The organism is Neisseria sp. KEM232 (assembly GCF_002237445.1).
Taxonomy (GTDB): Bacteria; Pseudomonadota; Gammaproteobacteria; order Burkholderiales; family Neisseriaceae; genus Neisseria.
The window spans coordinates 2,315,500-2,342,281 of sequence record NZ_CP022527.1 but is presented as its reverse complement, the minus strand read 5'-3'; the positions used below and the strand labels follow the sequence as shown (position 1 = coordinate 2,342,281).

The following is a 26,782-nucleotide window of genomic DNA, read 5'->3' as shown; positions in this document are numbered from 1 at the left end:
AACAGGGTTTTCAGACGGCCTTTTGTGTACCCTCTCAAAAGTTACTGCACGGGCGGCTTATGGGCGCTTTTGTAAGGGATGAGGCTGCTGCGCGAGAGCAGGAGCAGGCAGCCGAGGAGGATCATGCCGAAGGCGGCAAGCGGCGAGGTGTCGAGCAGGTATTCGCTTTGCAGGTAGAGTGCCGCGCCGCAGTACATCAGCAGGGGGCCGGCAACGACGGACTGTTTGTTGATGCCGTCGGCCAGCAGCACGAGGAGGCCGAAAGCGGCCAGGCCGATGGCAATCAGGGTGGAGGTAGCTGGCAGGATGTCGGTGGTTTTGAGAAACCAAACGGCGCCGACGGTAATCAGCAGCAGCGGGAAGAAGAGGGAGGACTGGCGCATGGGGCGATCCTTGTGCGATATGGCAGGAGACCGTCTGAACGTCTGATTGCAGCGGTGCGGATCGGATGCGGAATGAATCCAACCGCGTTGAAGCTGCTTTCGGAAACGTCATTCCCGCGAAGGCGGGAACGGCCTTGGGGTTTATTGCGACAGGGCGGCTTTGACGGCTTTGTTCACTTCGCCCATATCGGCTTTGCCTGCGAGCTTGGCTTTGAGTACGCCCATCACTTTGCCCATGTCGGCGGGCGAGGATGCGCCGGTTTCGGCAACGGCGGCGGCCACTTCGGCGGCTATTGCTTCGGCGGAAAGCATTTCGGGCAGGTAGCGGTTCAGCACGGCGATTTCGGCATTTTCTTTGTCGGCCAGATCCTGCCGTCCGGCTTCGGCGTAGATTTTCGCGCTGTCTTTGCGCTGTTTGATCATTTTGCCGAGGATGGCGGTGATACGCGCGTCGTCGGCTTCGGCGCGTTCGTCTACTTCAAACTGTTTGACGGCGGCGTTGATAAGGCGGATGGTGCCGAGCGCGGTTTGGTCTTTGGCGCGCATGGCGGTTTTCATGTCTTCGTTGATTTGCTGTTTCAGGGACATTTCGGGTTTCCTTGTCTCGTTGGGGAGGACGCATTATAGAAAAACACCGCGCCAAACGAAAGGCGCGGTGTCGGAACGGTAAAGCCGTCGGAATCAGTACATTTTCGGCGGAAGCTGCTGGCTGCGCAGGCGTTTTTGCAGGCGTTTGGCAGCGGCGGCTTTTTTGCGTTTGCGTTCGGTTGTCGGTTTTTCGTAGGCTTCACGGGCGCGCAGTTCGGTCAAGAGACCGGTTTTTTCGATGGCGCGTTTGAAACGGCGCATGGCAACTTCGAAGGGTTCGTTTTCTTTAACTTTGATTGTAGGCATTTTGTTTCCTTTAAATTCTGTGAGGCCGTCTGAAAAGGGCGACGGCGGGTCAAATGGGGTTCGGTAACGCTTTCTGCGGCGGGGCAGGGCGGGTTACGCGCCGTGAGGGACACATCACCTCCTAACAAAGCCGCGCCTTGTGCGCGGCGGCGGGATTCGGTTTGGCCGGGCAGTGTCGGCGAAAGCGGCGGATTATCCGTGTTTTGCCGCGGTCGGTCAATGTTTTGCTGCGGAAAAAAGGATTTGAGGCCGTCTGAAAAAACAAAACAGGCCGTCTGAAAGACGGAACGGGGCTTTCAGACGGCCTCTGCTTTGCGGCAACGCTTTATTGCAAAACGGTGACTTTGCGGATCACGACGGGTTTGACGGGAACGTTTTGGTGGAAACCGTGGTCGCCGGTTTTCACTTTGCCGATGGCACGCACAACGTCCATGCCAGAGGTGACTTTGCCGAACACGGCATAGCCGTAGCCTTCGGGCGTGGTGTTTTTGTGGTCGAGGTTGGGGTTGTCGGCGAGGTTGATGAAAAACTGGCTGGTGGCCGAATGTGGGTTGCCGGTGCGCGCCATGGCGATGGTGCCCGCGCTGTTTTTCAGGCCGTTGGCCGCTTCGTTGGGCACGGCTTTTTCCGTGGCTTTCTGCGCCATGTCGGCGGTGAAGCCGCCGCCTTGGATCATAAAGCCGTCGATTACGCGGTGGAAGACGGTGTTGTCGTAGAAGCCGCTGCGGGCGTAGCGCACGAAGTTGGCAACGGTTTTCGGCGCGCGTTTTTCGTCGAGGGTGAGTTTGATTTTGCCGTGGCTGGTGTCGATTTCGACGGGGGTGTCGGCCTGCGCGGCGGGGGCGGCGCAGAGCAGGGCGGCAAGGAGAAGTTTGGCTGCTTGATTCACGGATGGTCCTTTCGGTGTCGGATGGTTTGAAAAACAGGTGGCGGAGGCCGTTGCGGCCTGTGCGGGAATGATGTTTCTGAAAACGGCAGCGGTTTTTCAGACGGCCTTTAATCAATCTTCATGCCAAACCCACCAGACCTTGCCGTCCTGCCGTGCGGGCGGGGCGCAGTCTTGCCGGCAGAGTTCGGAGAATGCGCGGCCTGCGGCGGCGGATGCCCAGCTTTGTAGGGGGGCCAGTTCGGCGGATTGGGGAACAGGGGCGGCGATGCCGATGCTGCGCTCGGTCTGCCAGCTGTTGTCGACGGCTTGTTCGGCGTCGGCTGTGTGTTGGCGCGGGATACCGTAGCTGCAACGCAGGCAGAGATAGCGCAGGCTTTGCGTCCAGTCTTCAGCCGTCCAGCCGTGTTGTTCCAGCAGTTCGGTGAGTGCCTGTGCGTCTGCGGCGGCGGAGCAGCGGACGAAGGCGGCGTTCCAGTGCACGCCTTCGGCAAAACCATCGGCGCATTCGATGGCGCACAGGTTGGCACGCAGGGCGGTCGGCCAGTCCATGCGGTTTTTGGCGGTTAAGCCCTGCATGTAGTGGTAGGGGCTGTCGTCGGGAAAGCGTTTGACCAGATCGACGAAGTGTTCGGCAGCCTGCGCCAGTTCGCCGCTGTCGAAGGCGGCGTAGGCTTGTTTGTGCAGTTTTTTGTGGCGGCGGAAGGTGAAGGACATGGGTGGTTTTCCTGTTGGGATTCAGGCAGCCTGAAAGCCTGTGTGCGTTTTCAGGCTGCCTTTGCGCTCAATCCCCCATCGCCGCCAGCAGTTCCGCCTGATGCTCGGCAATCAGCGCGGCGGTAATCTCTTCCATATCGCCGTCCATCACAAAATCCAGCTTGTGCAGCGTGAGGTTGATGCGGTGGTCGGTAACGCGGCCTTGCGGGTAGTTGTAGGTGCGGATGCGCTCGCTGCGGTCGCCGCTGCCGATAAGCGATTTGCGCTCGGCGGCTTCTTTGGCTTGGGCTTCGCGTTTTTGCGCGTCATTCAGCCGCGCGGCGAGCACTTTCATTGCTTGGGCTTTGTTGGCGTGCTGGCTGCGGCCGTCTTGGCATTCGACCACCATGCCGCTGGGCAGGTGGGTGATGCGTACGGCGGAATCGGTTTTGTTGATGTGTTGGCCGCCCGCGCCGGATGCGCGGAAGGTGTCGATACGCAAATCGGCGGGGTTGAGTTGGATTTCTTCGAGTTCGTCCGCTTCGGGCATCACGGCGACGGTGCAGGCGGATGTGTGGATGCGCCCCTGGCTTTCGGTGGCGGGTACGCGCTGCACGCGGTGGCCGCCCGACTCGAATTTCAGACGGCTGTACACGCCCAGCCCGATGATGCGGGCGATGACTTCTTTATAGCCGCCCAGCTCGCTTTCGTTGGCGGAAACGATTTCCACCTGCCAGCGGTTACGTTCGGCGTAGCGGCTGTACATACGCAAGAGGTCGCCGGCAAACAGCGCGGCTTCGTCGCCGCCGGTACCGGCGCGGATTTCGATGAAGATGTTTTTGTCGTCGTCGGCATCTTTGGGCAGCAGGAGTTTTTGCAACTCGGTGTCCAAGGCTTCCATGCGCGCTTTGGCCGCTTCGATTTCTTCGGCAGCAAAGTCTTTCATTTCGGGGTCGGACAGCATTTCTTGCGCGTCGGCGATGTCGTTTTGCGCTTGGGTGTAGCGTTGGAAGGTTTCGACTACGGGGGTCAGCTCGGCGTGTTCGCGCGTGAGCTTGCGGTAGTTGTCCATGTCGGCGGTGGCTTCGGGCGAACCCAACAGCGCGGTAACTTCTTCGAGGCGGTCGGCGAGGGCTTGCAGTTTGTCTAAAATCGAGGGTTTCATGGGGTGTCCGGTTTTGAATAGTGAGGCCGTCTGAAAACGCTTTTTCAGACGGCCTGAAACGGCGCGGATTATAGCAGCTTTGCGGCGGGCGGCTGAGGACGTCTGAACGGTTTTCAGACGGCCTATAAGCCATACAGGGGAATGTCCAGCTCGAAGGGCGACAGCAGCAGCGACGAGCCGCCGGTGTATTCGCTGTCTTTAAGGTGGAACGGCACGCAGCCTAGCGTCCAGCGTTTGTCGAGCGGCGCGTCGGGATGCCAAGAAGAGCTGATGCCCTGCCGCCGTTCGTATTGGGCGATGCCGTCTTTTAAGACGGCGGCGAGGACGAAAGGCGGCAGCCACAGGGCGTTTATCGGGATGCTTGGCATTTTGTCGACGGGGACGCGGGCGGAAAAATGCGCGCGTACAGCTGCTTCGTAGGCGGCGTAGTTTTCCAGGCATTCGCGCGGGTCGCGCATAAAGCCGTAGCAGTCGATAAATTCGTAGTCATAAAGGAAAAACGAGGCGACGGCTTCGGGCGGATAGGGCAGTTTCAGTTTCACGGCGGCTGCTCCGTTTTTTGTTTTCAGACGGCCTTATTCCGCTTTCAAACCGAAATGCAGGCGGCAGATTTCGGTGGCGACGCGGCCGCGCGGGGTGCGTTGCAGAAAGCCCTGCTGGATAAGGTAGGGTTCGATCACGTCTTCGATGGTGTCCGACGATTCGCCGATGGCGGCGGCGATGTTGTCGAGGCCGACGGGGCCGCCGCCGAATTTGTGCAGCACGGCTTCGAGGAATTTCCTATCCATCACGTCCAGCCCGACGGCGTCAACGTCGAGCAACGAAAGGGCGGCGTCGGCCGTGTCGGCGGCGATGCGGCCGCTGCCTTTCACTTCGGCGTAGTCGCGCACGCGGCGCAACAGGCGGTTGGCGATGCGCGGCGTGCCGCGGCTGCGGCGGGCGATTTCCAGTGCGCCGCCTTCGTCCATATCGAGCTGCAAAAGCTGGGCGGAGCGGGAAACGATGGTGGAGAGGTCGGCATGGTTGTAGAACTCGAGGCGGGCGACGATGCCGAAGCGGTCGCGCAGCGGATTGGTGAGCATACCGGCGCGGGTGGTGGCGCCGACGAGGGTGAAGGGCGGCAGGTCGATTTTCACCGAACGTGCGGCCGGCCCTTCGCCTATCATGATGTCCAGTTGGTAGTCTTCGAGGGCGGGATAGAGGATTTCTTCGACGACGGGGCTGAGGCGGTGGATTTCGTCGATAAACAGCACGTCGTGCGGGTCGAGATTGGTTAAGAGCGCGGCCAAGTCGCCTGCGCGTTCGAGCACGGGGCCGCTGGTCTGGCGCAGGTTGACGCCCAGTTCTTTGGCGATGATGTGGGCGAGGGTGGTTTTGCCCAGCCCGGGCGGGCCGAACAACAGGGTGTGGTCGAGCGCCTCGCCGCGTTTTTTCGCCGCCTGGATGAAGATTTCGAGCTGTTCTTTGGCCTTGTGCTGGCCGATGTAGTCGGCAAGGAATTTGGGACGCAGGGCGCGTTCGATTTGTTCTTCCTGTGAAGAGAGCGTTTGCGCGGTGATGATGCGTTCGGGCGCGGCGGCGGTGAGATTGTCGGTGTGCAGCATGGCGGTCGGGCGAAAAAAGCAAAGCGCGTATGATAGCGGAAGGCGGCTGAGGCCGTCTGAAAAAATCGCCCTGCCGCCGACACGCGGCGCAGCCGTGCTGCTATCATCCGCGTTTTTTCAGAAACGCCGCCGTAAGGAAACCCTGATATGGACGCACAACAACACACCCTTCCCGCAGGCTATGCCGCCTTTGCCGAAGCATTCAAATACGGAGGCCGTCTGAAAGCCGGTTGCGACGCCTTCGGCAAACCCTTGGAAAGCGAAATCGGCAGCATCCTGACACCGGAAGAAACCGCCGCCGAAGGCGCGCGCGAGCTGTCATTTTTTCTCGACAGCTTCGATGAAGAAGACATGGGTGCCGCAGAAAAAGAAGGCCGTCTGAAAACCCTGGTTTGTTTCGCCGCCGACGGCGCGGGCAACCCGTTTTTCATGGATTTCTCCCGTTCGCCAAGCCGCCCGTCCGTGTTTTATTGGGACGACGCGAAACTGGTTCTGCGTACCCTGTCCGACAATATCGAAGACTTTTTCGCCTTGTTCGAGCCCGAAGACTGAAAAGTTTTTCAGACGGCCTCAAACAAACACAGGCCGTCTGAAATCGTAGCAAACACTTAAACACCAAAAGAAAAACACCATGGCACACAAAATCCACCGGCACGAAAAAATCGTCCGCCTCGTGCGCGAACACGGCTTTATGCCGATAGAAGGACTGGCACGCGAGTTGGACGTCACACCGCAAACCGTGCGCCGCGACATCGGCGAACTCTGCCAAAGCGGCCTGCTGCGCCGCTACCACGGCGGCGCGACGCTGGGCGAGGCGGCGGAAAACGACACCTATCTTTTGCAGAAAAACCGCCGCCAAAACGAAAAAGCCCATATCGCCGACCTGATTGCCGAACGCATCCCCGACGGCGCCAGCCTGTTTATGAGCATAGGCGCCACCATCGAAGCCGTGGCCGCCGCCCTGATCAAAAGCCGCAGCAGCCTGCGCATCATCACCAACAACATCCACGTCGCCGCCCTCGTTTCCGGCCGCAGCGACTACACCGTTATCATCACCTCCGGCGTAGTGCGCCCCGTCGACGGCGGCGTCACCGGCGTGGCAACAGTGGATTTCATCAACCAGTTCAAGGCCGACTACGCCGTGCTCGGCGCGGCAGCAATGGAAAACGACGGCTCGCTGCTCGATTTCGACTACAAAGAAGTGAGCGTGATGCAGGCGATGATGGCCAACGCCCGCACGCGCTACCTAGCCGTCGACCGCAGCCACTCCGGCCGCACCGCCCTCGTGCGCATGGCCTCGGTTACCGAGTTCGACGGCGTCTTCACCGACGAAGCCCCCGCCGCCCCAGTGGCCAAACAGCTCGAAGAAGCGGGCATTCCCTGCCACGTGGCCGAGAAATAGCCGCGCTTTTGTATAGATAAAGAGGCCGTCTGAAACTTTCAGACGGCCTCCGAATACGATACCAACATGATTTCAGAAAGGTTTTTTATGACTGACGGCATCCGACAACGCGCCGAACTCCAACGCCGCATCTGGCAAATCGCCAACGATGTACGCGGCTCGGTGGACGGCTGGGACTTCAAACAATACGTGCTCGGCGCACTGTTTTACCGCTTTATCAGCGAAAATTTCACCGCCTACATCGAAGCGGGTGACGAAAGCGTGAACTATGCCGCCATGAGCGACGGCGACATTCCCGCCGAAATCCGCGAAGATGCGGTCAAAACCAAAGGCTATTTCATCGCCCCCAGCCAGCTTTTTGCCAACGTCGTCAACACTGCCAACAGCAACGAAAACCTCAATACCCAGCTCAAAGCCGTTTTCGATTCAATCGAAAATTCCGCCAACGGCCACAAATCCGAACGAGCCCTCAAAGGCCTGTTTGCCGATTTCGACACCACCAGCACACGGCTGGGCAGCACCGTGAAAGAAAAAAGCCAACGCCTTGCCGCCGTGCTCAAAGGCGTGGCAGATCTGGATTTCGGCCGCTTTGAAGACAACCACATCGACCTGTTCGGCGATGCTTACGAATTTCTGATTTCCAACTACGCCGCCAACGCAGGCAAATCCGGCGGCGAATTTTTCACACCGCAAAACGTCTCCAAGCTTATCGCCCGCCTTGCGCTGCACGGGCAAAAAACCGTCAACAAAATCTACGACCCCGCCTGCGGCTCCGGCTCGCTGCTGCTGCAAGCCAAAAAACAGTTTGACGAACACATCATCGAAGAAGGCTTCTTCGGGCAGGAAATCAACCACACCACCTACAACCTCGCCCGCATGAATATGTTTCTGCACAACATCAACTACGACAAATTCAGCATCGAGCTGGGCGACACCCTGCTCAATCCGCAGCTTAAAAACGACCGCCCCTTTGATGCCGTCGTGTCCAATCCGCCGTATTCCGTCAAATGGATAGGCGACGACGATCCCACGCTGATTAACGACGACCGCTTTGCCCCCGCCGGCGTGCTCGCGCCAAAATCTTATGCAGATTTCGCCTTTATCATGCATGCACTGTCCTACCTTTCCGCCAAAGGCCGCGCCGCCATCGTAACCTTCCCCGGCATTTTCTATCGTGGTCGAGCAGAGCAGAAAATCCGCCAATACCTTGTCGACGGCAACTACATCGAAACCGTCATTGCCCTCGCGCCCAACCTGTTTTACGGCACATCCATCGCCGTGAACATACTCGTTTTATCCAAACACAAAACCGACACGCAGATCCAATTCATCGACGCGTCTGAGCTGTTTAAAAAAGAAACCAACAACAACGTTCTCACCGAAGAACACATCAGCCGCATCATGCAGCTTTTCGCCGACAAAACCGACGTGCCGCACGTCGTCAAAATGGCCGGTTACGACATCATTAAAGCCAACGATTACAATTTGGCGGTGAGTTCATACGTCGAAGCCAAAGACACGCGCGAAAAAATCAACATCGCCGAGCTGAACGCCGAAATTCAGACGACCGTAGCCAAGATAGCAAAACTGCGCGCCGAAATTGACAAGATAGTGGCGGAGATCGGGCAGGCGGAATAAATGCGCAAAATTCAACCGGTGATTAAAAGTTGACGGTTGGAAACTATTTTTTACAGGCTTGACGACTTGCCAAAAGGAGCAAATGCCATGGATGATAAAAAAGCCGATCTTGTCATATTCAACAGCCGCGACGGGAATGTTTCTGTCGAAGTGAATTTTTCAGAAGAAACCGCCTGGCTGTCTGTTTCGCAAATGTGTAACGCGCGAAAAGCTTTTGCACAGTTTTTTAACAGCTTTTGCACTAAATACCTTTTGCACTAAATGCCTTTAAGGGCTTTTGAAGGGGCTGACGTAGATTAGCCCTAAATTCCACACCACTCCCGCAAGATTTTTAGCTGCCGGGACGGTGTGCCGAAGCTAAACCGAAATTCGCATTCTTTCAAAAACAGCGGGAAAAATTTGCGATTGATTCCGTTGTATTTGCGTAAGACGCGTTTTGCCTGATTCCAAAAATTCTCAATGCCGTTAATGTGGTTCTGGCGGTCGGCAAATTCCTTGGAATGGTTGATGCGGTAATGGATAAAACCGCTCACGTCCAACTTGTCGTAACTGCTCAGACTATCGGTATAAACAATACTGTCCGGCATGATTTTCTTTTTGATGACAGGGAGTAACGTTTCAGACTTGGCATTATCCACCACAACGGTGTTGCGTTTCAGAATGCCGAAGACAACCACTTTTCCTGCCGCACCGCGACCGCGTCTGCCTTTACGCCGTCCGCCGAAATAGCTTTCGTCCAACTCGACAGGGCCCTCAAAAACCTCATCGGCAACCAAGGCCAGATAATGGCTGATAACCATACGAATTTTGCGGTAGAACAGAATAGCAGAGTTGGGCTGAATGCCCAAAATATCGGCAGCGGAACGGGCGGTAACTTGGAGTACAAAAAATTCAAGCAGTTTCTTTTGAACCATCTTGCTTAATTTACAATTGGTTATCTGCATTTTCGTAGCCTAGCATAACTGCTAATCTACGTCAGCCCCTTATGATTTTACGTTTGACGACGGACGGATTGAAAACGTGCGCCTGCTGGACAAGCGGAATTTGGCGAATAACAAGGTGCAGGTGATCAATCAGTTTGAGCAGCAGGGCAAACACCGTAACCGCTATGATGTAACGGTGTTGGTAAACGGGCTGCCGCTGGTGCAGATTGAGTTGAAAAAGCGCGGTGTGGCGATACGCGAGACGTTTAACCAGGTGCACCGTTATACGAAAGAGAGTTTTAACGCGGAGCATTCGCTGTTTAAGTTTTTGCAGATTTTTGTGATTTCCAACGGCACGGACACGCGTTATTTCGCCAATACCACCAAGCGCGACAAACACAGCTTCGACTTTACGATGAACTGGGCGCGCTCAAACAATGAGCCTATCAAGGATTTAAAAGACTTTACGGCGACGTTTTTGAAAAAAGAAACGCTGTTGGCGGTGTTGCTGCGCTATTCGGTGTTTGATGTCAGCAATACGCTGCTGATTATGCGGCCGTATCAGATTGCGGCGGCGGAGCGGATTTTGTGGAAAATCAAAAGCTCTTTTAATGCGAAAAATTGGAGCAACACCGAAAGCGGCGGCTATATCTGGCACACCACCGGCTCGGGCAAAACGCTCACCAGCTTCAAAGCGGCGCGGCTGGCAACGGAATTGGATTTTATCGACAAGGTGTTTTTTGTGGTGGACAGAAAAGACCTCGATTATCAGACGATGAAGGAATACCAACGCTTTTCGCCCGACAGCGTCAACGGTTCGGACAGTACGGCGGGGCTGAAACGCAATCTGGAAAAAGACGACAATAAAATCATCGTTACCACCATCCAAAAGCTGAACAATCTGATGAAAAGCGAAGCGGATTTGCCGGCATACCGGCAGAAAACGGTGTTTATTTTCGATGAATGCCACCGCTCGCAATTTGGCGAGGCGCAAAAAAACCTGAAATGCAAGTTCAAATATTTCTGCCAGTTCGGTTTTACCGGCACGCCGATTTTCCCTGAAAACGCGCTGGGCGCGGAAACCACCGCCGGCGTGTTTGGCCGGCAGTTGCACGATTATGTGATTACCGATGCCATCCGCGATGAAAAAGTGTTGAAATTCAAGGTGGACTACAATGATGTGCGGCCGCAGTTCAAATCTTTGGAGCAGGAGCAGGACGAGCAGAAACTTTCCGCCGCTGAAAACCGCCAAGCGCTGCTGCACCCCGAGCGCATCCGTGAAATCACGCAGTATATTTTGGACAATTTCCGCCAAAAAACCCACCGCATGAATGCAACGGGCAAAGGTTTCAACGCCATGTTCGCCGTAAGCAGCGTGGAAGCGGCCAAGCTGTATTACAAGGCGTTTAAAGAGCAGCAGAAAGGCCGTCTGAAACCTTTGAAAGTGGCAACGATTTTTTCCTTTGCCGCCAATGAAACGCAAGACGCGGTCGGCGATATTGCCGATGAAAATTTCGATCCCGAAGCGATGGGAAGCAGCGCGAAAGAGTTTCTGTCTGCCGCCATTGCCGATTACAACGCGCATTTCCATACCAATTACAGCGTGGACAGCAAATCGTTCCAAAACTATTACCGCGATTTGGCGCAGCGCGTGAAAAAGCAGGAAGTGGATTTGCTGATTGTGGTGGGCATGTTTTTAACCGGCTTCGACGCGCCCGCGCTCAATACGCTGTTTGTCGATAAAAACCTGCGCTACCACAGCCTGATACAGGCGTTTTCACGCACCAACCGCATTTTTGATGCAAGCAAAACCTTCGGCAACATCGTTACTTTCCGCGATTTGGAGCAGGCCACCATCGACGCGATTACGCTCTTTGGCAACAAAAACACCAAAAACGTGATATTGGAAAAAAGCTACCGGGAATACATGGAAGGCTACACCGATGCCCTTACCGGCGAAGCGCGGCGCGGTTATCTCGATGTGGTGGAAGAGTTGCGCGAGCGTTTTCCCGACCCTGCCGCGATTGAGACGGAAAAAGACAAAAAAGACTTTGCCAAGCTCTTCGGCGAATATCTGCGCGCGGAAAACGTTTTGCAAAACTACGACGAATTTGCCGCGCTGCAAGCCTTGCAGAAAATCGGTTCAGACGACCTCGAAGCGATAGACAGCCTGAAAAACCGGTATGGCTTGAGCGATGAAGATATTAAAGAGATGCAGGCGGTTGAAGTGCCGTCTGAAAGAGCGGTGCAGGATTACCGTTCCGCCTACAACGACATCCGCGAATGGCAGCGGTGCAACCGCGATAACGGGCAGAGCGAAACGGCACAGGTGGATTGGGGCGATGTGGTTTTTGAAGTGGATTTGCTCAAATCGCAGGAAATCAATCTGGATTATAGTGAGCCAAAATAGAAAAGATACAAGGCAGCAAGACGCAGACAGTATGGGTAATACGGCAAGGCGCAGCAACGCCGTATATTTTTTATTTTGGCTCACTATACATTTTGGAATTGATTTTTGAGCATAACAAAAAAACCAAAGACAAAGCCGTATGGGTGGAAGACATCCGCCGCATCATCCGCGCCAGCGTGAGCAGCCGCGCCAAAGAAGGGCTGATTGTGGATTTCATCAATGAAACCGATTTGGATGCCATGGCCGACGCGCCCGCCGTTATCGAAGCGTTTTACCAATACGCCCGACAAGTGCAGCAGCAGGAAGCGGCGGAATTAATCACATCGGAGGGTTTGAACGAAGCGGAGGCCAAACGCTACCTTGCCGTGTCGCTCAAACGGGAGTACGCCAGCGAAAACGGCACGGATTTGAATGACGTGTTGCCGAAAATGAGTCCGCTCAATCCGCAATACCGCACGAAAAAGCAAAACGTGTTTGAAAAAATTGCCGCGTTTGTGGAGAAGTTTAAAGGCGTGGGCGGCAGCTTGGATAAAGAGTAAGGGGAGATTTCGAAAAGAGGCCGTCTGAAAGCCTGTATTGGGTTTCAGACGGCCTTCTGTTTTATCGGCTCAGCGGTTTTCGTATTCGGTGGACGGGTCACCGTAATACAGCACGCCGAGTTTGATGGGGATGCGGCCTTGCGATTTGCGGTGGGTGTTGGAGTCGCGCAGGGAGTAGGCGCAGCCGCAGTATTCCTGCTGGTAGAAGTGTTCGCGTTTGCTGATTTCTATCATACGCGCGCTGCCGCCGCCTTTGCGCCAGTTGAAATCCCAATAGACCAAACCGTCATAGGGCGCGGCGGCGCGGTGGCCGCAGTCGTTGATTTGCGCCATGTTTTTCCAGCGCGAGATGCCCAGCGAGCTGGTGAAGACGGGGAAGCCGTGTTCGTGGGCGTATTGGGCGGCCTTTTCAAAGCGCATGTCGAAACACATGGTGCAGCGGATGCCGCGTTCGGGTTCGAACTCCATGCCTTTGGCTTTGGCAAACCATTCTTTGCGGTCGTTTTCGTAGTCATCGTCTTTGTCGATAAAGGGGATGCCGAATTTTTCGGCAAAGCGCAGGTTTTCTTCCTTACGCAGCATGTATTCTTTGAGCGGGTGGATGTTGGGGTTGTAGAAATAAATGGTGTAGTCGATGCCGCTGGCGAGCATGGCTTCCATCACTTCGCCCGAACAGGGAGCGCAGCAGGAATGGAGCAGGACTTTTTTGTGGCCGCCGGGGGGAACGAGTATGGAGCGGTCGATGGGGGTGACTTCGGGGGGGTGCGTTGTGTTCATATTGGTGTGGTTTTATGGTTGCCGGAAGGGTTTCAGACGGCCTCAGGCCGTCTGAAAGGGTTTATGCGCTGTGTTTTTGCCGTTTTCGCCAATGCCGCCAGCCGTAGTGGATGTAGCCGGAGAGGCTGTAGCCGAGGGCGAGGAGGAAGAGGGCGAGGGCGGGTTTGAGGGTCATGGCCAGGAGGGCGAGCATGACGAGGATAAGCACGAAAAACGGCACTTTGCGGCGCACGTTGATTTCTTTGAAGCTCCAAAAGGGGATTTGCACGACCATGGAGAGGCCGGCAAAAAGAGTGATGAAGAGCGCCCACCATTTGACGCCGGGGAAGTTTTCGACGCTGTGGTTTACCCAGATGAGGCCGACGATGAGGGCGGCGGCGGTGGGGCTGGGCACGCCGATAAACCAGCGTTTGTCGGCTTTGCCGCTGCCGATAAGGGTGTTGAAGAGGGCAAGGCGCAGAGCGGCGCAGGCGCAGTAGATGAAGGCGGCGGTGTAGCCGATGCGGCCGAAGTGGAACAGCTGCCATTTGTAGGCGATGAGGGCGGGGGCGACGCCGAAGCTGACCATGTCGGCAAGGCTGTCGAGCTGTTCGCCGAAGGCGCTCTGGCTGTTGGTCCAGCGGGCGACGCGGCCGTCCATGCCGTCGAGCATCATGGAGATGAAAACGGCGATGGCGGCGTTTTCAAACAGGCCGTGCATGGCCTGGGTGATGGCGAAGAAGGCGGAGAAGAGGGCGGCGATGGTGAAGGAGTTGGGCAGGACGTAGATGCCGTTTTCGCGGATGCGGCGGCGGATGGCGGTGCGGTTGTCCGGCTGCGGGGCGTTTGCCATGTGGGATTCCCGTGGGGGTGGTTGCAAAACGGGCGCGATTATAACCGATTTGCCTTTGGGCGTCCGAACGTGCGTGAGGCCGTCTGAAAGGTTTTCAGACGGCCTCACGGGATGCGCTGCGGCGGTTTTATTCTGCGGCGGCTTCCTGTATGGCTTCCGCTGCCGGGGCTTGGGCGGCGGCCGGTTCTGCGGCTGCCTGCGCTTCGCGTTCGGCCCGGCGCTGCGCCTGTTTTTCGAGCGCTTCTTTCACCATCGGGTTTTGTGCGGCAACGGCCTGCTCTTCGGCGCTCACTTCGCCTTTGACGCGGTTGTTGAGGTCGAAGCGTTTGCCGCCGCGCGCCAGCGATTTGAGGTAGCGCGGGCGGCGGCAGTGGTTGGCCAGCGCGCGCATGATGAGGGCGGGATCGTATTGCGGCATGGCGGCGACGAGGTCTTGGTCTATGCCCAGCGCGAGGGGTTTGAAGTGTTTGAAGACCGCGTATTTGCCGTAGATGTGGTCGGCGATCATGTCGGTCTGTTTTTTTTTGCTCATGGTCTGCACGGCGGAACGGAGTGCCGCGCCCAAAGCGGTTTCATGTGTCATGCTTTTGTATTCCTAAAATAAACGGCGGATCAAAACGGGCGGCATTGTAGCCCAAAGGTGTGTTTTGGTTAAGCGCTTTCGCAGCAGTAGGCCGTCTGAAACGTGCGGCGCGGGCGGCCGGCCTTTTTTCAGACGGCCTCTGTGCCGGAATGCGGCCGCTCCGCTGCGTTGGCAAGCATTTCGGCGGCGTGGCTGAGGGTGGTGGCGGTGATGGTTTCGCCGCCGAGCATGCGGGCGATTTCGCCGGTGCGGCCTGCTTCGTCGAGTACGCGGATGCTGCTGACGGTTTGTTCGCCGTCGCTGTTTTTGCTGACCTGCCAGTGGTGTTCGCCGCAGGCGGCCACCTGCGGCAGGTGGGTGACGGCCAGCACTTGGTGCGCGGCGCCGAGGCGGCGCAGGGCGCGGCCGACGGTTTCGGCAACGCCGCCGCCGATGCCGGTGTCCACTTCGTCGAAAATCAGGGTGGGGATGCGGGTGTGGCGGCCGGCGGCCACTTGCAGCGACAGGCTGATGCGGGCGAGTTCGCCGCCCGATGCCACTTTGTTCAGCGGCCGCAGCGGGCTGCCTTTGTTGGCGGACACTTGGTATTGCACGTGTTCGAGGCCGTGGGCGGTGGGGGAGGCGGGCACGAGTTCGATGGCAAACTGCGCGCCTTTCATTGCCAGATGCTGCATATTTTCGGTGACTTCTTCGGCCAGGCGCAGGGCGGCGGCGCGGCGTTCGGCAGACAGGCGCTCCGCCGCTTCGGTGTATTCTCGGTCGCGCTCGCGGGCGGCGGCTTCGAGGGCTTGGGGGTCGGCGGCGGCTTCGAGGTGTTGCAGCGCGGCCTCGGTTTCTTCGAGCTTGGCGGGCAGTTCCTGCGGCTCGATGCGGTATTTGCGCGCCATGGACATGAGTTCGCCCATGCGCTCTTCCTGCGCGGCCAGTTCGGCGGGGTCGAGTTCGGTGCGCGAGGCGACGCCGCGCACGGCGGCGGCAGCTTCGCCCAGCTCGGCTTCGACGCTGGCGAGCAGTTCGAGGGCTTCGGCAAAGCGCGGTTCGATGCCGCTGAGGCTTTCGAGGTTTTTCTGACAGCGGTAGACGTGGTATTGCAGGCCGTGTTCGCCGTCGATGATGTCTTCTACTTCGCGCGCCGTCTGCACCAGCTCGGCGGCGTGGGCGAGGCTGTCGTGGCTTTGGCTGAGGCTTTCCCATTCGCCGGGGGCGGGGGCGAGGCGGGAGAGTTCGCCGTGCTGCCATTCGAGGCGTTCGCGTTCGATTTGCAGCTGCTCGCGCTGTTCTTCGGCGGCTTTGAGTGCGGCAAGCGCCGACTGGCGGGCGCGGTAGGCGGCGGCGACTTCCTGCGCCAGCGGCAGGCAGCCGGCGAAGGCGTCGAGCAGTTCGCGCTGGGCGGCTTCGCGGTTGAGCGATTGGTGGGCGTTTTGGCCGTGGATGTCGATCAGGCGGCTGCCGATGCTTTTGAGTTGGGCGAGGGTGGCGGCCTGTCCGTTGAGGTAGCTGCGGCTTTTGCCTTTGGCGTCAATGATGCGGCGCACGGACAATTCGTCGGCATCGTCGGCCAAAAAGCCCTGCTCGCGCAATTCGTTTTGCAGCTCGGGCATTTCGGAGAGGTCGAAGAGGGCGGAGAGGCGGGCTTCTTTCGCGCCGCCGCGAACTTGGGCGTAGTCGGCCTTGCCGCCCAGCAGGAGGCCGACGGCGTCGAGAGTGATGGATTTGCCCGCGCCGGTTTCGCCGGTGAGCACGGTGAAGCCGGGTTGGAATTGGAGGTCGAGGCTATCGACGATAACGAAGTCGTTGAGGGAGAGCGCCAGCAGCATAGGTATCCTTTTTCGGGAGGCCGTCTGAAAGGCGGCGATTATATAGCGGAACGGATTTTCCTGCCTGCGCGGCGCTGTGTCTGCGGCTTGGTTGCGAAACGGTCTGAAACCTGCGAAAACCGTTTCAGACGGCCTTTCGTCCGCCCGCACGGTTTGCCGCAACTCCCCGAATCCGTTCGTGCCGCTGCGGAAATTTTTGCGGGACAATGGTAAAGCAGTTCTGCGAAACGCCACCCCCACCCCAACCCTCCCCCGCGCGTGTACAGTTTTGTATTTTCAGACGGCCTAAACGTTTTAACGGGCGGCAGGGTTGGCCAGTATGCGGTTTATCGGCAGTAAGGCTGCAAATCAGCCAGCGCGGCCTGCCAGTTGGCCGCTTCGATGCCGAAGGTATTTTGGATTTTGGCGCAGTCCAGCCGTGAGTTGGCGGGGCGGCGGGCGGGGGTGGGGTAGTCGGCGGTGGCGATGGCTTTGAGCCCGGGGATGTTCGGCAGCAGGTTTTGCGCGGCGGCAGCCTGAAAGATTTGCTCGGCAAAGCCGTGCCAGCTGGTGTAGGGGCAGCCTGAAAAATGATAGACGCCCCAGTCGGCGAAACCGGAAACTTGGCTGCGTTCGGCGATGGCAATCAGGGCGGCGGCGATGTCGGCGGCGGGGGTGGGCGCGCCGTGTTGGTCGGCAACTATGCCGAGGCTGTCGCGCTCGCGGCCGAGGCGAAGCATGGTTTTGACGAAGTTGCCGCCGTACTCGCCGAACACCCAGGCGGTGCGCAGGATGATGTGGCGCGGGCAGGCTGCGGCGGCCTGTTCGCCTGCCAGTTTGCTTTTGCCGTACACGCTTTGCGGGTTGACGGGATCGGTTTCGCGGTAGGGCGCGTCGGCCGTGCCGTCGAACACATAATCGGTGGAAATGTGCAGCAGGACGGCCTTATGTGTGGCGGCGGCTTCGGCCAGATGGCGTACGGCGTCGCGGTTGACGGCGTAGGCGGTGTCGGCATCGCTTTCGGCTTTATCGACGGCGGTGTAGGCGGCGGCGTTGATAATGACGTCGGGACGGAAACCGGCAACGGTGCGTTCGACGGCGGCGGAATCGGTGATGTCGAGCGCGGCGCGGTTGGCAGCAAGGACGGTGGCGCGGTTTTGAAGCTGCAAAACCAGTTCGCGGCCGACTTGGCCGTCGGCGCCGGTAATCAGGATGTTCATAGGTTTGTTCTTTCGGGTTGGGGGTAGGAGGCTGCCTGAAAGTTGGATGCCGACACGCCCTACGGTTTATCGGGCTTTTTTGGCATCCAGCAGGGCGTGTAGTTCCCTTTCGGAATATTGGTAATGCGGGCGTTTGGTCGGGTATAGGCCGACTGATTCCAATTGGTCTGTACAATCCAAAATCGGCTGCGTATTGCCGTCTTTCAAATCGGCAATAAGCAAACGCTTCAAATTAGGCAGCTGCGGCAGGAAGTTGAGATTTGCCACGCGGTCGAGCAGCAGCCGGCTGATGGAAGCGGATTTCAGGTTGATGTTGATGAGTTGGGAGCATTTTTCAATTCAAACCAGGTCTAGGTTCGGGCAGTTGGCCAGCGCGTCGATGTTTTGCAGGTGCGCGAGTATTTCAGCTCGATATGTTTCAGGGCGGGCATGTCGGTGATGCCGTCCAGGGTGAGGGTTTTACATTGGATCAGGGTTAATTCTTCCAACCTGTTGAGTTGCCCGATTTCGCTGAAATCTTGGTCGGGGTAAAACCAGATTTTCATTTTTTCCAGCGTTTTGCAGCCGCCCAGGTTCACCATAAATTTGCCCCAGCCGCCGTCTATGTATTTCAGGTGTTTCAGGCGCGACAAATCCAGCTTTTCTTTGGTTTTGATTTCGTTTTTTTCCATCGGTTCAAAGTGCAAAGTATGCAGATTGAGCGTGTATAGGGCATCAAGGTTGCGGACGGTAAAGCCGTTTTCCAAATAGAGGCTGCTGATTTCGGGATAGTCGGTAAGCGGGGACAAATCCATCTGCATCCAGCTTTTTTTGGTGTCGTTCGGATATTGCTCGCGCATCATCTGTTTGTATTCATAATGTTGGAGGCGGCCGAAGCCGATGCCTATTTCGTATTTGTTCAAATCTATGTTTTTCAATAAAGCGGGCAGGTCGTCTATTTCCTCGAAGTGGACGAGGACATATTTGTATTCATGGTTGATTTTGCTGTATTTCTGCATGGTCTTCCTTGGTTGCTTGGGGCACAGGCCGAGTATCAATGTCCGATCTGTCCTGCTGTGTTTTCGGACGGCCTTTTGCTTTAACTGCGTTGAAGCTGCGCTTTTAGGTAGCCTTGAGGCCGTCTGAAAGCGTACTGCAATGCAGTAAACAAACTTTTCAGACGGCCTCAAAGGCGTTTTATTGCCTGCCGTCCAACAGCCGCAGCAGGTATTGCCCGTATTCGTTTTTGGCCATGGGGCGGGCGAGTTCTTCAAGCCGGCCGGCATCCAGCCAGCCCTGCCGCCAGGCGATTTCTTCGAGGCAGGCTACTTGCAGGTTTTGCAGGTTCTGCACGGTCTGCACAAAGGCGGCGGCTTCGTGCAGGCTCTCGTGGGTGCCGGTGTCGAGCCAGGCGAAGCCGCGGCCGAGCAGCTGCACGGAAAGGCTGCCGTCTTCGAGATACATTTGGTTGACGGCGGTGATTTCGAGTTCGCCGCGTGCGGAGGGTTTGACCTGTTTGGCGAAGTCGATCACGCGGTTGTCGTAGAAATAAAGGCCGGTTACCGCCCAGTCGGATTTGGGTTTGCTCGGTTTTTCTTCGATGGAAAGGGCTTTGAAGTTTTGGTCGAATTCGACGACGCCGAAGCGTTCGGGATCGCGCACTTGGTAGGCGAAGACGGTGGCGCCGTGGCTTTTGGCGGCGGCTTGGCGCAGGGTTTGGGTGAAGGACTGGCCGTAGAAGATGTTGTCGCCGAGCACAAGGCAGACGCTGTCGCTGCCGATAAATTCTTCGCCGATGATAAAGGCTTGGGCGAGGCCGTCGGGGCTGGGCTGTTCGGCGTATGCGATATGGATGCCGAAGCGGCTGCCGTCGCCGAGCAGGCGGCGGAAGGCGGGGTTGTCTCCGGGGGTGGTGATGACGAGGATGTCGCGGATGCCGGCGAGCATGAGCACGGACAGGGGGTAGTAGATCATGGGTTTGTCGTACACGGGCAGCAGCTGTTTGGAAACGCCGCGGGTGATGGGGTAAAGACGGGTGCCGGAGCCGCCGGCAAGGATGATGCCTTTCATGGGATTTCTCCTGTGGGGTGGGTTTTCAGGCGGCCTATGGAGGCCGTCTGAAAAAGGTGTTTGGAAACGGATACGGAGGGACTGCATTTTGCTGAGGCCGTCTGAAAGGGTTTTCAGACGGCCTCAGAAGTTCGGGCGGCAAAATTATAGCAAACCGTTTTATGTCGGTTCATATGATTCGGTTTGATTGTGAGCTGCGACCGGGTTTCAACCCGCGTCGCGTTTGGCGGCGGCTTTGATGTCTAGGATTTGGCGCACGAAGGCGGCGAGTTTGGTGGGAAAGTCGGCATCGTTCAGGCTGCCGATTAGGGCGAAGGTGTCGGGTTCGCCGCCGTCGTCTGCGGTGAGGGTTTCGCCTTGGTAGTATTGGAAAAACAGGGCTTTGCCGCCGCGGATTTTGCCGCGATGCAAAACAAGGATTTCACCATTTTCGTCTTGGGCGAATGCGCCGGATAGGGCGCGGTTGACGCCCTCGGCTGGGAAGTTGATTTCGGCGGCGAGGGCGGCTTTTTTGCCGGCGGCGGGCGCGCCGATGCCGAAGCCGTTCCAGCATTTTTTGCCGTCTTGCGTTTGCGCGTACCACAAATCCAGCTCGGGCGAATAGGCGGCTTCGGTGTCCAATCCGCCGTTGACAGCGGCGATGGTGCAGGGGATTTTTTGGCTGAGAGCGGCTTGCAGGGCTTGGGTGAAACGCGCGTGAGCGGTGGCGAGTTGGGCGGGGTCGGTAAGGATGGCGGGCATGGGTGTCCTTTGTTTGGGGGTGGATGGAAAGGCAGCCTGAAGGTGGGGGCAGGCTGCTTTGTAGGGTGTGTGCCGTAGGCACGCACGCGGTTAGAGGGTTCAGTGTTCCGTATCGTTTTTTAGCTTCGCAACTTCGCTTTGTTGCGCAGGCTGTTTTGTTTGGCGGATTGAACGGTGGGCTAAAAAAGCCGGCATACACTGAGTGTTTGGCGACCGCGTGCGTGGCAGAGCCACACACCCTACGCAGGCGGTTTCAGACGGCGTTTGAGGTCGTCTGAAAGGGTTGGTTTTGAACACGCGGTTACTCGCCGAAATCCATATCGGCGGTTTCGGGTGTGCCGCCCCAGTCGGGCGGGAGCAGGCCATGGCGGACGTAGCGGTGGAAGCTGGAAAACGACCAGTCGCGCACGCTTGCGGCGCAGCGGTGTTTGACGGGATTGTAATGGATGTAGTCGGCGCAACGCTGTAAATCGGCTTCGTTGCGGACGGTGTGTTCGTAAAAACGCCGTTGCCAAATACCGCGTTCGTGCCGCCGCTGTTTGCTGGCGGACAGGTTCTCAGCACGAGGGAAACGTGCGGAGAATTTGGTTTTAATCAGCCGCCAGCGCAGGGAATAATCCGCATCATCGGGCGGCAGCGTCCAAATGGCATGAATGTGGTTCGGCAGTACGCATACGGCGACGGTTTCAAAGGGATATTGTTTTTGCACGGACATATAGGCGGCACGCAGCAGGTTGATGTGTTCCACCAGCAGGCGGGATTTGGGATCGGCAAGTTTGACGGTAAAGAAAAACGTGCCGCCGGCAATCAGGTTTCTGCGATAACGCGCCATGGGGTTTCCGTGTTGTGGTAATGGTTTCAGACGATGTTTGAGGCCGTCTGAAAGATTGGGTTTCAGGCTGCTTTGTAGGGTGTGTGCCGCAGGCACGCACGCGGTTGGTTGGGTTGGTTGTCCGCATTGGGTTTTCAGGCTGCCTTGCTGGGTTGATTGGAAGGCTACCTGAAAATCGGAATGGGTGCGGAACATTTTGCAACTGCGTGCGTGGCGGAGCCACACACCCTACACAGGCTACGCTTGCTGCTTTTGTAGGGTGTGTGCCGTAGGCACGCACGCGGTTGGTAGGGTTGGTTGTCCGCATTGTTTTTTCGGGCTGCTTTGTTTAGCGGGTTGAAAGGCTACCTGAAAATTTGGAATGGGTGCGGAGTGTTTGGCGACTGCGTGCGTGGCGGAGCCACACACCCTACGCAGGAGATTTCACAAATTGATCATATGCAGAACGAACACCACTTGGAACACTTGCATAATCAATCAAATTTAACGCACTAATAAATCTCTTTCTTTCGGAGCTAAATCTGCGCCCTATTCTTGAATTTTCTGTTTGTGTATGACGAATCATTAGTGCAATCTCTTGTGGAGAGAAGTTCTTAATAATTTTTTCATAGAATGGGATAGCAGCCCATGAAACTCCATAACCATTTCCCAAATAACAAGCAACAACTGTATCTACAAAATCACTTTGAGCAGTTTCAGGAACTGCTGTATTTTGAGATAACTCTGCTAATCTTTCTGCATATGGAGGTTCATTATAAAAATTATTTAAACCATCATGAGCAATTTGTAATCTTTGGATAGCCGTAGAGAAAATTGCATGTTGCTGTGGAGCGGAAAGCAAGCCTAGTAAGCCCAATTTTTCAAAAAATTGGCTAGATGCTGTTAGTCTTTGTTCATCTCCTTTTGTAATGTACTCTGAATGTTTGTCAATCAGAACAGATCGTAAAGAAGCGGAAAAGCTATCTTTAAATAAATCACAAATATCTAAAGCATTTAGTCTTGTTGGTTCTTGTGAATTTGGATCGCAATAAATACCATGAGCCATAACGATCAATAATTGTTTTTGTGCCTCATGGGTTTCAGATAGTTTATGAAGCCAAAATTCACGTTGAGCATTATTAAATCGATCAGCTTTAATTGACTGAATAAATTCACTAATATTGACACCTTTGGGTGAAGAGGAATCACCTAAGGCATATTTTATACAACGGTTTAAGAAGGTAATAAATTCTCTATCGTTTAGATTTCCAAGCGATGGGTGGGCTGCGGAAAAATTATTACGAACATTTCTACACTGTCCTAGAAAAAGGGCACCCTCCTCATTAAGAATATTTAATTGCAAGCATAAATCTAATAATTGGCTATCTTGTAATGCTATTAAATGACTATCTTCAAAATCCTTTTCCAATATTTGGGAAACGACTGGAAGACCAAAAGTTCTGACTTTATCACGCAATCTTAAAATGGCAGCATTCCATATATAGTTGATTGCACCATCAAATAACCCAGAACTAATAGCAATACACATTCGAGCAATAAGTTCAGGGTTAACATTTTGAACAGGTATGTTTTTTAGTTCTCGTGGTAAATCATTCCATGCGTATCTAATTTCTTCATCACTTGCTAAAACTTCTCTTGGAAAGCCAAGAGCAGTAACAAGTTGGTTGATTGCGGGAATAGTATTAGCAGATAAATCAGGTAGCTGTTGATTGAAAGTAGCCAATGAGTTATTAGAGTTCATAAAACTTTCTCCAGTATAAGTGAATTAAAGATTTAGCATTGTATTACTAGTTTAATGTTTTTTTCAAATATATCCCAGTATAACTCCCCTCCACTTGGCCAACTTCTTCAGGTGTTCCACAAGCCACAATCCTCCCCCCGCCATCCCCCCCCTCGGGCCCTAAATCCACAATCCAATCCGCGGTTTTAATCACGTCCAAATTGTGCTCAATAATCACAATGGAGTTGCCTTTGCCTTTCAGACGGCCTATCACTTCCAGCAGCAGGGCGATGTCGGCGAAGTGCAGGCCGGTGGTGGGTTCGTCGAGGATGTAGAGCGTTCTGCCGGTGTCGCGTTTGGATAGCTCTAGGGCGAGTTTAACGCGTTGGGCTTCGCCGCCGGAGAGGGTGGTGGCGGACTGTCCGAGGCGGATGTAGCCTAGGCCTACGTCCATCAGGGTTTGCAGTTTGCGCGATACGGTGGGGACGGCGTCGAAAAATTCGCGGGCTTCTTCGACGGTCATGTCGAGGACTTGGCTGATGTCTTTGCCTTTGTATTGGATTTCGAGCGTTTCGCGGTTGTAGCGTTTGCCGTGGCAGACTTCGCAGGGGACGTACACGTCGGGCAGGAAGTGCATTTCGACTTTAATCACGCCGTCGCCTTGGCAGGCTTCGCAGCGGCCGCCTTTGACGTTGAAGGAGAATCTGCCGACGCTGTAGCCGCGTTCGCGCGAGAGGGGTACGCCGGCGAAGAGTTCGCGAATGGGGGTGAACAGGCCGGTGTAGGTGGCGGGATTGGAGCGCGGTGTGCGTCCGATGGGGGATTGGTCGACGTTGATGACTTTGTCGAGGTGTTCGAGGCCGCGGATGTCGTCGTATGGGGCGGGTTCTTCTTGGGCGCGGTTGAGTTCGCGGGCGGTGATTTTGGCGAGGGTGTCGTTAATCAGGGTGGACTTGCCGCTGCCGGATACGCCGGTGATGCAGGTAATCAAACCGAGCGGCAGTTCGAGGGTAACGTTTTTGAGGTTGTTGCCGCGCGCGCCTTTGAGGACGAGCATTCGGTCAGGATTGACGGGTGTGCGTTCAGACGGCACGGCAATGGATTTTTTGCCGCTGAGGTATTGTCCGGTAATGGATTGCTCGCATTTGGCGACGTTTTCGGGCGTATCGGCAATCAATACGTTACCGCCGTGTTCGCCTGCGCCCGGGCCCATATCGACGACGAAATCGGCTTCGCGGATGGCGTCTTCGTCGTGTTCGACCACAATCACGCTGTTGCCCAAATCGCGCAGGCGTTTGAGGGTGGCGAGTAGGCGGTCGTTGTCGCGCTGGTGCAGGCCGATGGAGGGTTCGTCCAAAACGTACATCACGCCGGTCAGGCCGCTGCCGATTTGGCTGGCGAGACGGATGCGCTGGGCTTCGCCGCCGGAAAGGGTTTCGGCGGAGCGACTCAAGTTCAGGTAATCCAGCCCGACGTTAATCAGGAAACCGAGACGCTCGGTGATTTCTTTGAGGATTTTTTCGGCGATTTGTTTTTTGTTGCCGTCCAAATCCAAGGTTTCAAAGAATTGGTGGGTTTTGGTCAGCGGCCAGGCGGAGACTTCGTGCAAAGGTTCGCCGCTGACGTAAACGTAGCGCGCTTCTTTGCGCAAACGTGCGCCGCCGCAGCTCGGGCAAGCGCGGTGGTTTTGGTATTCGCGCAGTTTTTCGCGCACGGTTTCGCTGTCGGTTTCGCGGTAGCGGCGTTCGAGATTGGGGATGATGCCTTCGAAGGCGTGGCTGCGGTTGAAGGTGGTGCCGCGTTCGGACAGGTAAGTGAAATCAATGACTTCTTTGCCCGAGCCGTGCAGGATGACTTTTTTGACTTTTTCAGGTAGCGTTTCCCAAGCAGCCTGCACATCGAAACCGTAATGCCGCGAAAGCGACTGAATCATTTGGAAATAGAACTGGTTGCGCTTGTCCCAGCCGTCAATCGCGCCCGTTGCGAGCGACAATTCGGGATGGGCGACCACTTTTTCGGGGTCGAAGAAATTGGTGTTGCCCAAGCCGTCGCAAGTCGGGCAGGAACCCATCGGGTTGTTGAATGAAAAGAGGCGCGGCTCTAATTCAGGCAGGCTGTACGAACACACGGGGCAGGCGAAACGTGCGGAAAACCAATGCTCTTCGCCGCTGTCCATCTCCATCGCCAGCGCGCGCTCGTTGCCGTGGCGCAGCGCGGTTTCAAAACTTTCCGCCAGCCGCTGCTTGATGTCCGCCTTCACTTTCACGCGGTCGATGACCACGTCGATATTGTGTTTGATGTTTTTTTCCAGCTTTGGTACTTCGTCAAGTTGATAAACTTCGCCGTCCACGCGCACCCGCGCAAAGCCTTGCGCCTGCAAGTCGGCAAAGAAATCGACAAACTCACCCTTACGCTCGCGTACCGCCGGCGCCAGAATCATCACGCGCGTGTCTTCCGGCAGCTTCAAGACGGCATCGACCATCTGCGACACGGTCTGGCTCGACAACGGCAGATTGTGTTCGGGGCAATACGGCGTGCCGACGCGGGCGTACAAAAGGCGCAGGTAATCGTGGATTTCCGTTACCGTGCCGACGGTGGAACGCGGATTGTGGCTGGTGGATTTCTGCTCGATGGAAATCGCGGGCGATAAGCCTTCGATCAAATCGACATCGGGTTTGTCCATCATCTGCAAAAACTGCCGCGCATAGGCAGACAGGCTCTCGACATAACGCCGCTGCCCTTCGGCATACAGCGTGTCAAACGCCAGCGACGATTTGCCGCTGCCCGACAGCCCCGTGACCACCACCAGCTTGTGGCGCGGAATGTCCAAATCGATGTTTTTCAAATTATGCGTGCGCGCGCCGCGGATGCGGATGGTGTCGTTGTCGTGATGGTTTTTGCACATGGTGAGGCCGTCTGAAAAGTGAAAAGAAACCGCGCATTCTAGCACTTTTTGTCTGCGCGTCCTGGTTTGGCAAACGGAAAAAGGCCGTCTGAAAGCGCGTTCCAACAAAGCGGAAACACGCTTTCAGACGGCCTTTGTTCAGACGGCCTTTTGTTCCTTCGGCGGCTTATTCCGTCGAAGGCGTGCGCACATAATGCACGAAAGCATAGCGCAGGCCGTCGGCAGAGACGTGCTCCGTGCGCTCCGCCTCATGCCACAGCGCGGGATCGATGTCGGGAAAAAACGCGTCGCCCGCCGCTTCCAGCGCGATTTCGGTGATACGCAAATCGGTAGCCTGCGCCATCGCCTGCGCGTAAATCTCGCCGCCGCCCATCACGATGGTTTCTTCTTCACCGGCACACAAAGCGAACGCTGCGGCAAGGGAAGCGGCAGTTTCCGCGCCCTCTGCGGCAAAGTCCGCCTGACGCGTGACAACGATATTGCGCCGCCCGGGCAGCGGTTTTTTCGGCAGCGACTGCCAGGTTTTGCGCCCCATCACAACGGGCTTGCCCAGCGTGCGGGCTTTGAAAAAGGCGAAGTCTTCCGGCAGGTGCCAGGGCATTTTGTTGTCCGCACCGATCACGCCGTTGGCGGCGCGGGCGGCAATCAGGGTGATTTTCGGCATGGCGTTTGTTCCGTGTGTTTCAGACGGCCGCCATTATATCGCCCGCCGCTGCGGGGCGCGCCGTTTTCAGACGGCCTTTCGGGTATAATCCACCCGTTTCGGCAGTAATCATCTGTTTGCTGC

General features: G+C 56.3%; 25 protein-coding genes and 2 pseudogenes. 6 read left to right on the top strand and 21 right to left on the bottom strand.

The window, feature by feature from the left end; genetic code table 11:
• Window positions 1–41: 41 nt before the first annotated feature.
• From CGZ77_RS11680 to ruvB, 8 genes are all read right to left on the bottom strand, one after another.
• Window positions 42–383, bottom strand: coding sequence for a hypothetical protein (locus tag CGZ77_RS11680; RefSeq protein ID WP_009425156.1), 342 nt, complete (start codon window positions 381–383; stop codon window positions 42–44).
• A 141-nt stretch (window positions 384–524) separates the two neighbouring features.
• Window positions 525–971, bottom strand: a complete 447-nt coding sequence (locus CGZ77_RS11675) for a GatB/YqeY domain-containing protein (RefSeq protein ID WP_009425157.1) — start codon at window positions 969–971, stop codon at window positions 525–527.
• Between the two features lie 93 nt (window positions 972–1,064).
• On the bottom strand, window positions 1,065–1,277 hold the full coding sequence (gene rpsU / locus CGZ77_RS11670) for a 30S ribosomal protein S21 (protein ID WP_009425158.1): 213 nt from the start codon (window positions 1,275–1,277) through the stop codon (window positions 1,065–1,067).
• A gap of 325 nt (window positions 1,278–1,602) precedes the next feature.
• Window positions 1,603–2,166, bottom strand: a complete 564-nt coding sequence (locus CGZ77_RS11665) for a peptidylprolyl isomerase (protein WP_009425160.1) — start codon at window positions 2,164–2,166, stop codon at window positions 1,603–1,605.
• A 111-nt stretch (window positions 2,167–2,277) separates the two neighbouring features.
• Complete coding sequence (locus CGZ77_RS11660) at window positions 2,278–2,880, bottom strand: hypothetical protein (RefSeq protein WP_094031196.1); 603 nt, start codon at window positions 2,878–2,880, stop codon at window positions 2,278–2,280.
• A 67-nt stretch (window positions 2,881–2,947) separates the two neighbouring features.
• Window positions 2,948–4,024 (bottom strand): peptide chain release factor 1, encoded by a 1,077-nt coding sequence (gene prfA / locus CGZ77_RS11655; protein ID WP_009425162.1) that lies wholly within the window; start codon window positions 4,022–4,024, stop codon window positions 2,948–2,950.
• A gap of 122 nt (window positions 4,025–4,146) precedes the next feature.
• Window positions 4,147–4,566, bottom strand: coding sequence for a hypothetical protein (locus CGZ77_RS11650; RefSeq protein ID WP_009425163.1), 420 nt, complete (start codon window positions 4,564–4,566; stop codon window positions 4,147–4,149).
• Window positions 4,567–4,599: 33 nt separating this feature from the next.
• A complete protein-coding gene (gene ruvB / locus CGZ77_RS11645) occupies window positions 4,600–5,628 on the bottom strand; it encodes a Holliday junction branch migration DNA helicase RuvB (RefSeq protein WP_009425164.1) in 1,029 nt (342 codons plus the stop codon).
• Window positions 5,629–5,775: 147 nt separating this feature from the next.
• Here ruvB and CGZ77_RS11640 point away from each other — a divergent pair, with 147 nt between their 5' ends.
• The 4 genes from CGZ77_RS11640 to CGZ77_RS12200 all read left to right on the top strand — a co-directional run bounded on the left by CGZ77_RS11640 (window position 5,776) and on the right by CGZ77_RS12200 (window position 8,929).
• A complete protein-coding gene (locus CGZ77_RS11640) occupies window positions 5,776–6,180 on the top strand; it encodes an SMI1/KNR4 family protein (protein WP_009425165.1) in 405 nt (134 codons plus the stop codon).
• A gap of 79 nt (window positions 6,181–6,259) precedes the next feature.
• Window positions 6,260–7,030 carry a DeoR/GlpR family DNA-binding transcription regulator gene (locus CGZ77_RS11635; RefSeq protein ID WP_009425166.1) on the top strand — a complete coding sequence of 257 codons (771 nt, stop codon included), beginning with the start codon at window positions 6,260–6,262 and terminating at the stop codon, window positions 7,028–7,030.
• Window positions 7,031–7,117: 87 nt separating this feature from the next.
• A complete protein-coding gene (locus tag CGZ77_RS11630) occupies window positions 7,118–8,668 on the top strand; it encodes a type I restriction-modification system subunit M (protein WP_036495491.1) in 1,551 nt (516 codons plus the stop codon).
• A gap of 87 nt (window positions 8,669–8,755) precedes the next feature.
• A complete protein-coding gene (locus CGZ77_RS12200) occupies window positions 8,756–8,929 on the top strand; it encodes a hypothetical protein (protein WP_157058097.1) in 174 nt (57 codons plus the stop codon).
• A gap of 41 nt (window positions 8,930–8,970) precedes the next feature.
• On the opposite strand, the gene CGZ77_RS11625 is transcribed toward CGZ77_RS12200, so the two are convergent.
• Window positions 8,971–9,612 (bottom strand): IS1595 family transposase, encoded by a 642-nt coding sequence (locus tag CGZ77_RS11625; RefSeq protein WP_094031195.1) that lies wholly within the window; start codon window positions 9,610–9,612, stop codon window positions 8,971–8,973.
• 40 nt (window positions 9,613–9,652) lie between these two features.
• Between CGZ77_RS11625 and CGZ77_RS11620 the strand changes: the two are divergent.
• Window positions 9,653–11,989, top strand: a pseudogene (locus CGZ77_RS11620) (HsdR family type I site-specific deoxyribonuclease); the annotation flags it as partial.
• Window positions 11,990–12,093: 104 nt separating this feature from the next.
• Window positions 12,094–12,540, top strand: a pseudogene (locus tag CGZ77_RS11615) (type I restriction endonuclease subunit R); the annotation flags it as partial.
• A 69-nt stretch (window positions 12,541–12,609) separates the two neighbouring features.
• Here CGZ77_RS11615 and CGZ77_RS11610 read toward each other — a convergent pair.
• The 12 genes from CGZ77_RS11610 to CGZ77_RS11550 all read right to left on the bottom strand — a co-directional run bounded on the left by CGZ77_RS11610 (window position 12,610) and on the right by CGZ77_RS11550 (window position 26,659).
• Window positions 12,610–13,317, bottom strand: a complete 708-nt coding sequence (locus tag CGZ77_RS11610) for an epoxyqueuosine reductase QueH (RefSeq protein WP_036495487.1) — start codon at window positions 13,315–13,317, stop codon at window positions 12,610–12,612.
• Window positions 13,318–13,378: 61 nt separating this feature from the next.
• Window positions 13,379–14,149 carry a CDP-diacylglycerol--serine O-phosphatidyltransferase gene (gene pssA, locus CGZ77_RS11605; protein WP_051040400.1) on the bottom strand — a complete coding sequence of 257 codons (771 nt, stop codon included), beginning with the start codon at window positions 14,147–14,149 and terminating at the stop codon, window positions 13,379–13,381.
• A gap of 127 nt (window positions 14,150–14,276) precedes the next feature.
• Complete coding sequence (locus tag CGZ77_RS11600) at window positions 14,277–14,732, bottom strand: ProQ/FINO family protein (protein ID WP_009425174.1); 456 nt, start codon at window positions 14,730–14,732, stop codon at window positions 14,277–14,279.
• Window positions 14,733–14,860: 128 nt separating this feature from the next.
• Complete coding sequence (recN, locus tag CGZ77_RS11595; RefSeq protein WP_036495489.1) at window positions 14,861–16,549, bottom strand: DNA repair protein RecN; 1,689 nt, start codon at window positions 16,547–16,549, stop codon at window positions 14,861–14,863.
• A gap of 326 nt (window positions 16,550–16,875) precedes the next feature.
• Entirely contained in the window at window positions 16,876–17,748 is an 873-nt protein-coding gene (gene rfbD, locus CGZ77_RS11590) for a dTDP-4-dehydrorhamnose reductase (protein WP_009425610.1), read from the bottom strand.
• 350 nt (window positions 17,749–18,098) lie between these two features.
• Entirely contained in the window at window positions 18,099–18,746 is a 648-nt protein-coding gene (locus tag CGZ77_RS11580; RefSeq protein WP_094031193.1) for a hypothetical protein, read from the bottom strand.
• A gap of 178 nt (window positions 18,747–18,924) precedes the next feature.
• Window positions 18,925–19,797, bottom strand: coding sequence for a glucose-1-phosphate thymidylyltransferase RfbA (gene rfbA, locus CGZ77_RS11575; protein ID WP_094031192.1), 873 nt, complete (start codon window positions 19,795–19,797; stop codon window positions 18,925–18,927).
• 207 nt (window positions 19,798–20,004) lie between these two features.
• On the bottom strand, window positions 20,005–20,538 hold the full coding sequence (locus tag CGZ77_RS11570; protein ID WP_009425274.1) for a hypothetical protein: 534 nt from the start codon (window positions 20,536–20,538) through the stop codon (window positions 20,005–20,007).
• A 301-nt stretch (window positions 20,539–20,839) separates the two neighbouring features.
• Window positions 20,840–21,370 (bottom strand): transposase, encoded by a 531-nt coding sequence (locus CGZ77_RS11565; RefSeq protein WP_009425272.1) that lies wholly within the window; start codon window positions 21,368–21,370, stop codon window positions 20,840–20,842.
• Between the two features lie 409 nt (window positions 21,371–21,779).
• Window positions 21,780–23,111 carry a hypothetical protein gene (locus CGZ77_RS11560; RefSeq protein WP_009425270.1) on the bottom strand — a complete coding sequence of 444 codons (1,332 nt, stop codon included), beginning with the start codon at window positions 23,109–23,111 and terminating at the stop codon, window positions 21,780–21,782.
• A 46-nt stretch (window positions 23,112–23,157) separates the two neighbouring features.
• Window positions 23,158–25,995, bottom strand: coding sequence for an excinuclease ABC subunit UvrA (gene uvrA, locus CGZ77_RS11555; protein WP_009425269.1), 2,838 nt, complete (start codon window positions 25,993–25,995; stop codon window positions 23,158–23,160).
• Between the two features lie 166 nt (window positions 25,996–26,161).
• Window positions 26,162–26,659, bottom strand: a complete 498-nt coding sequence (locus tag CGZ77_RS11550) for a dihydrofolate reductase (protein ID WP_009425268.1) — start codon at window positions 26,657–26,659, stop codon at window positions 26,162–26,164.
• Window positions 26,660–26,782 lie beyond the last annotated feature (123 nt).

What these genes read in the sequence shown, in the direction of transcription:
- CGZ77_RS11610 (WP_036495487.1), bottom strand. Translation starts at nt 13,317, where the DNA reads ATGAACACAACGCACCCCCCCGAAGTCACCCCCATCGACCGCTCCATA.
- CGZ77_RS11675 (WP_009425157.1), bottom strand. Translation starts at nt 971, where the DNA reads ATGTCCCTGAAACAGCAAATCAACGAAGACATGAAAACCGCCATGCGC.
- CGZ77_RS11625 (WP_094031195.1), bottom strand. Translation starts at nt 9,612, where the DNA reads ATGCAGATAACCAATTGTAAATTAAGCAAGATGGTTCAAAAGAAACTG.
- CGZ77_RS11635 (WP_009425166.1), top strand. Translation starts at nt 6,260, where the DNA reads ATGGCACACAAAATCCACCGGCACGAAAAAATCGTCCGCCTCGTGCGC.
- pssA (WP_051040400.1), bottom strand. Translation starts at nt 14,149, where the DNA reads ATGGCAAACGCCCCGCAGCCGGACAACCGCACCGCCATCCGCCGCCGC.
- CGZ77_RS11580 (WP_094031193.1), bottom strand. Translation starts at nt 18,746, where the DNA reads ATGCAGAAATACAGCAAAATCAACCATGAATACAAATATGTCCTCGTC.
- rfbD (WP_009425610.1), bottom strand. Translation starts at nt 17,748, where the DNA reads ATGAACATCCTGATTACCGGCGCCGACGGCCAAGTCGGCCGCGAACTG.
- CGZ77_RS12200 (WP_157058097.1), top strand. Translation starts at nt 8,756, where the DNA reads ATGGATGATAAAAAAGCCGATCTTGTCATATTCAACAGCCGCGACGGG.
- CGZ77_RS11570 (WP_009425274.1), bottom strand. Translation starts at nt 20,538, where the DNA reads ATGCCCGCCATCCTTACCGACCCCGCCCAACTCGCCACCGCTCACGCG.
- uvrA (WP_009425269.1), bottom strand. Translation starts at nt 25,995, where the DNA reads ATGTGCAAAAACCATCACGACAACGACACCATCCGCATCCGCGGCGCG.
- CGZ77_RS11680 (WP_009425156.1), bottom strand. Translation starts at nt 383, where the DNA reads ATGCGCCAGTCCTCCCTCTTCTTCCCGCTGCTGCTGATTACCGTCGGC.
- CGZ77_RS11550 (WP_009425268.1), bottom strand. Translation starts at nt 26,659, where the DNA reads ATGCCGAAAATCACCCTGATTGCCGCCCGCGCCGCCAACGGCGTGATC.
- CGZ77_RS11640 (WP_009425165.1), top strand. Translation starts at nt 5,776, where the DNA reads ATGGACGCACAACAACACACCCTTCCCGCAGGCTATGCCGCCTTTGCC.
- CGZ77_RS11600 (WP_009425174.1), bottom strand. Translation starts at nt 14,732, where the DNA reads ATGACACATGAAACCGCTTTGGGCGCGGCACTCCGTTCCGCCGTGCAG.
- rfbA (WP_094031192.1), bottom strand. Translation starts at nt 19,797, where the DNA reads ATGAAAGGCATCATCCTTGCCGGCGGCTCCGGCACCCGTCTTTACCCC.
- rpsU (WP_009425158.1), bottom strand. Translation starts at nt 1,277, where the DNA reads ATGCCTACAATCAAAGTTAAAGAAAACGAACCCTTCGAAGTTGCCATG.
- CGZ77_RS11565 (WP_009425272.1), bottom strand. Translation starts at nt 21,370, where the DNA reads ATGGCGCGTTATCGCAGAAACCTGATTGCCGGCGGCACGTTTTTCTTT.
- recN (WP_036495489.1), bottom strand. Translation starts at nt 16,549, where the DNA reads ATGCTGCTGGCGCTCTCCCTCAACGACTTCGTTATCGTCGATAGCCTC.
- ruvB (WP_009425164.1), bottom strand. Translation starts at nt 5,628, where the DNA reads ATGCTGCACACCGACAATCTCACCGCCGCCGCGCCCGAACGCATCATC.
- prfA (WP_009425162.1), bottom strand. Translation starts at nt 4,024, where the DNA reads ATGAAACCCTCGATTTTAGACAAACTGCAAGCCCTCGCCGACCGCCTC.
- CGZ77_RS11660 (WP_094031196.1), bottom strand. Translation starts at nt 2,880, where the DNA reads ATGTCCTTCACCTTCCGCCGCCACAAAAAACTGCACAAACAAGCCTAC.
- CGZ77_RS11560 (WP_009425270.1), bottom strand. Translation starts at nt 23,111, where the DNA reads ATGAACTCTAATAACTCATTGGCTACTTTCAATCAACAGCTACCTGAT.
- CGZ77_RS11630 (WP_036495491.1), top strand. Translation starts at nt 7,118, where the DNA reads ATGACTGACGGCATCCGACAACGCGCCGAACTCCAACGCCGCATCTGG.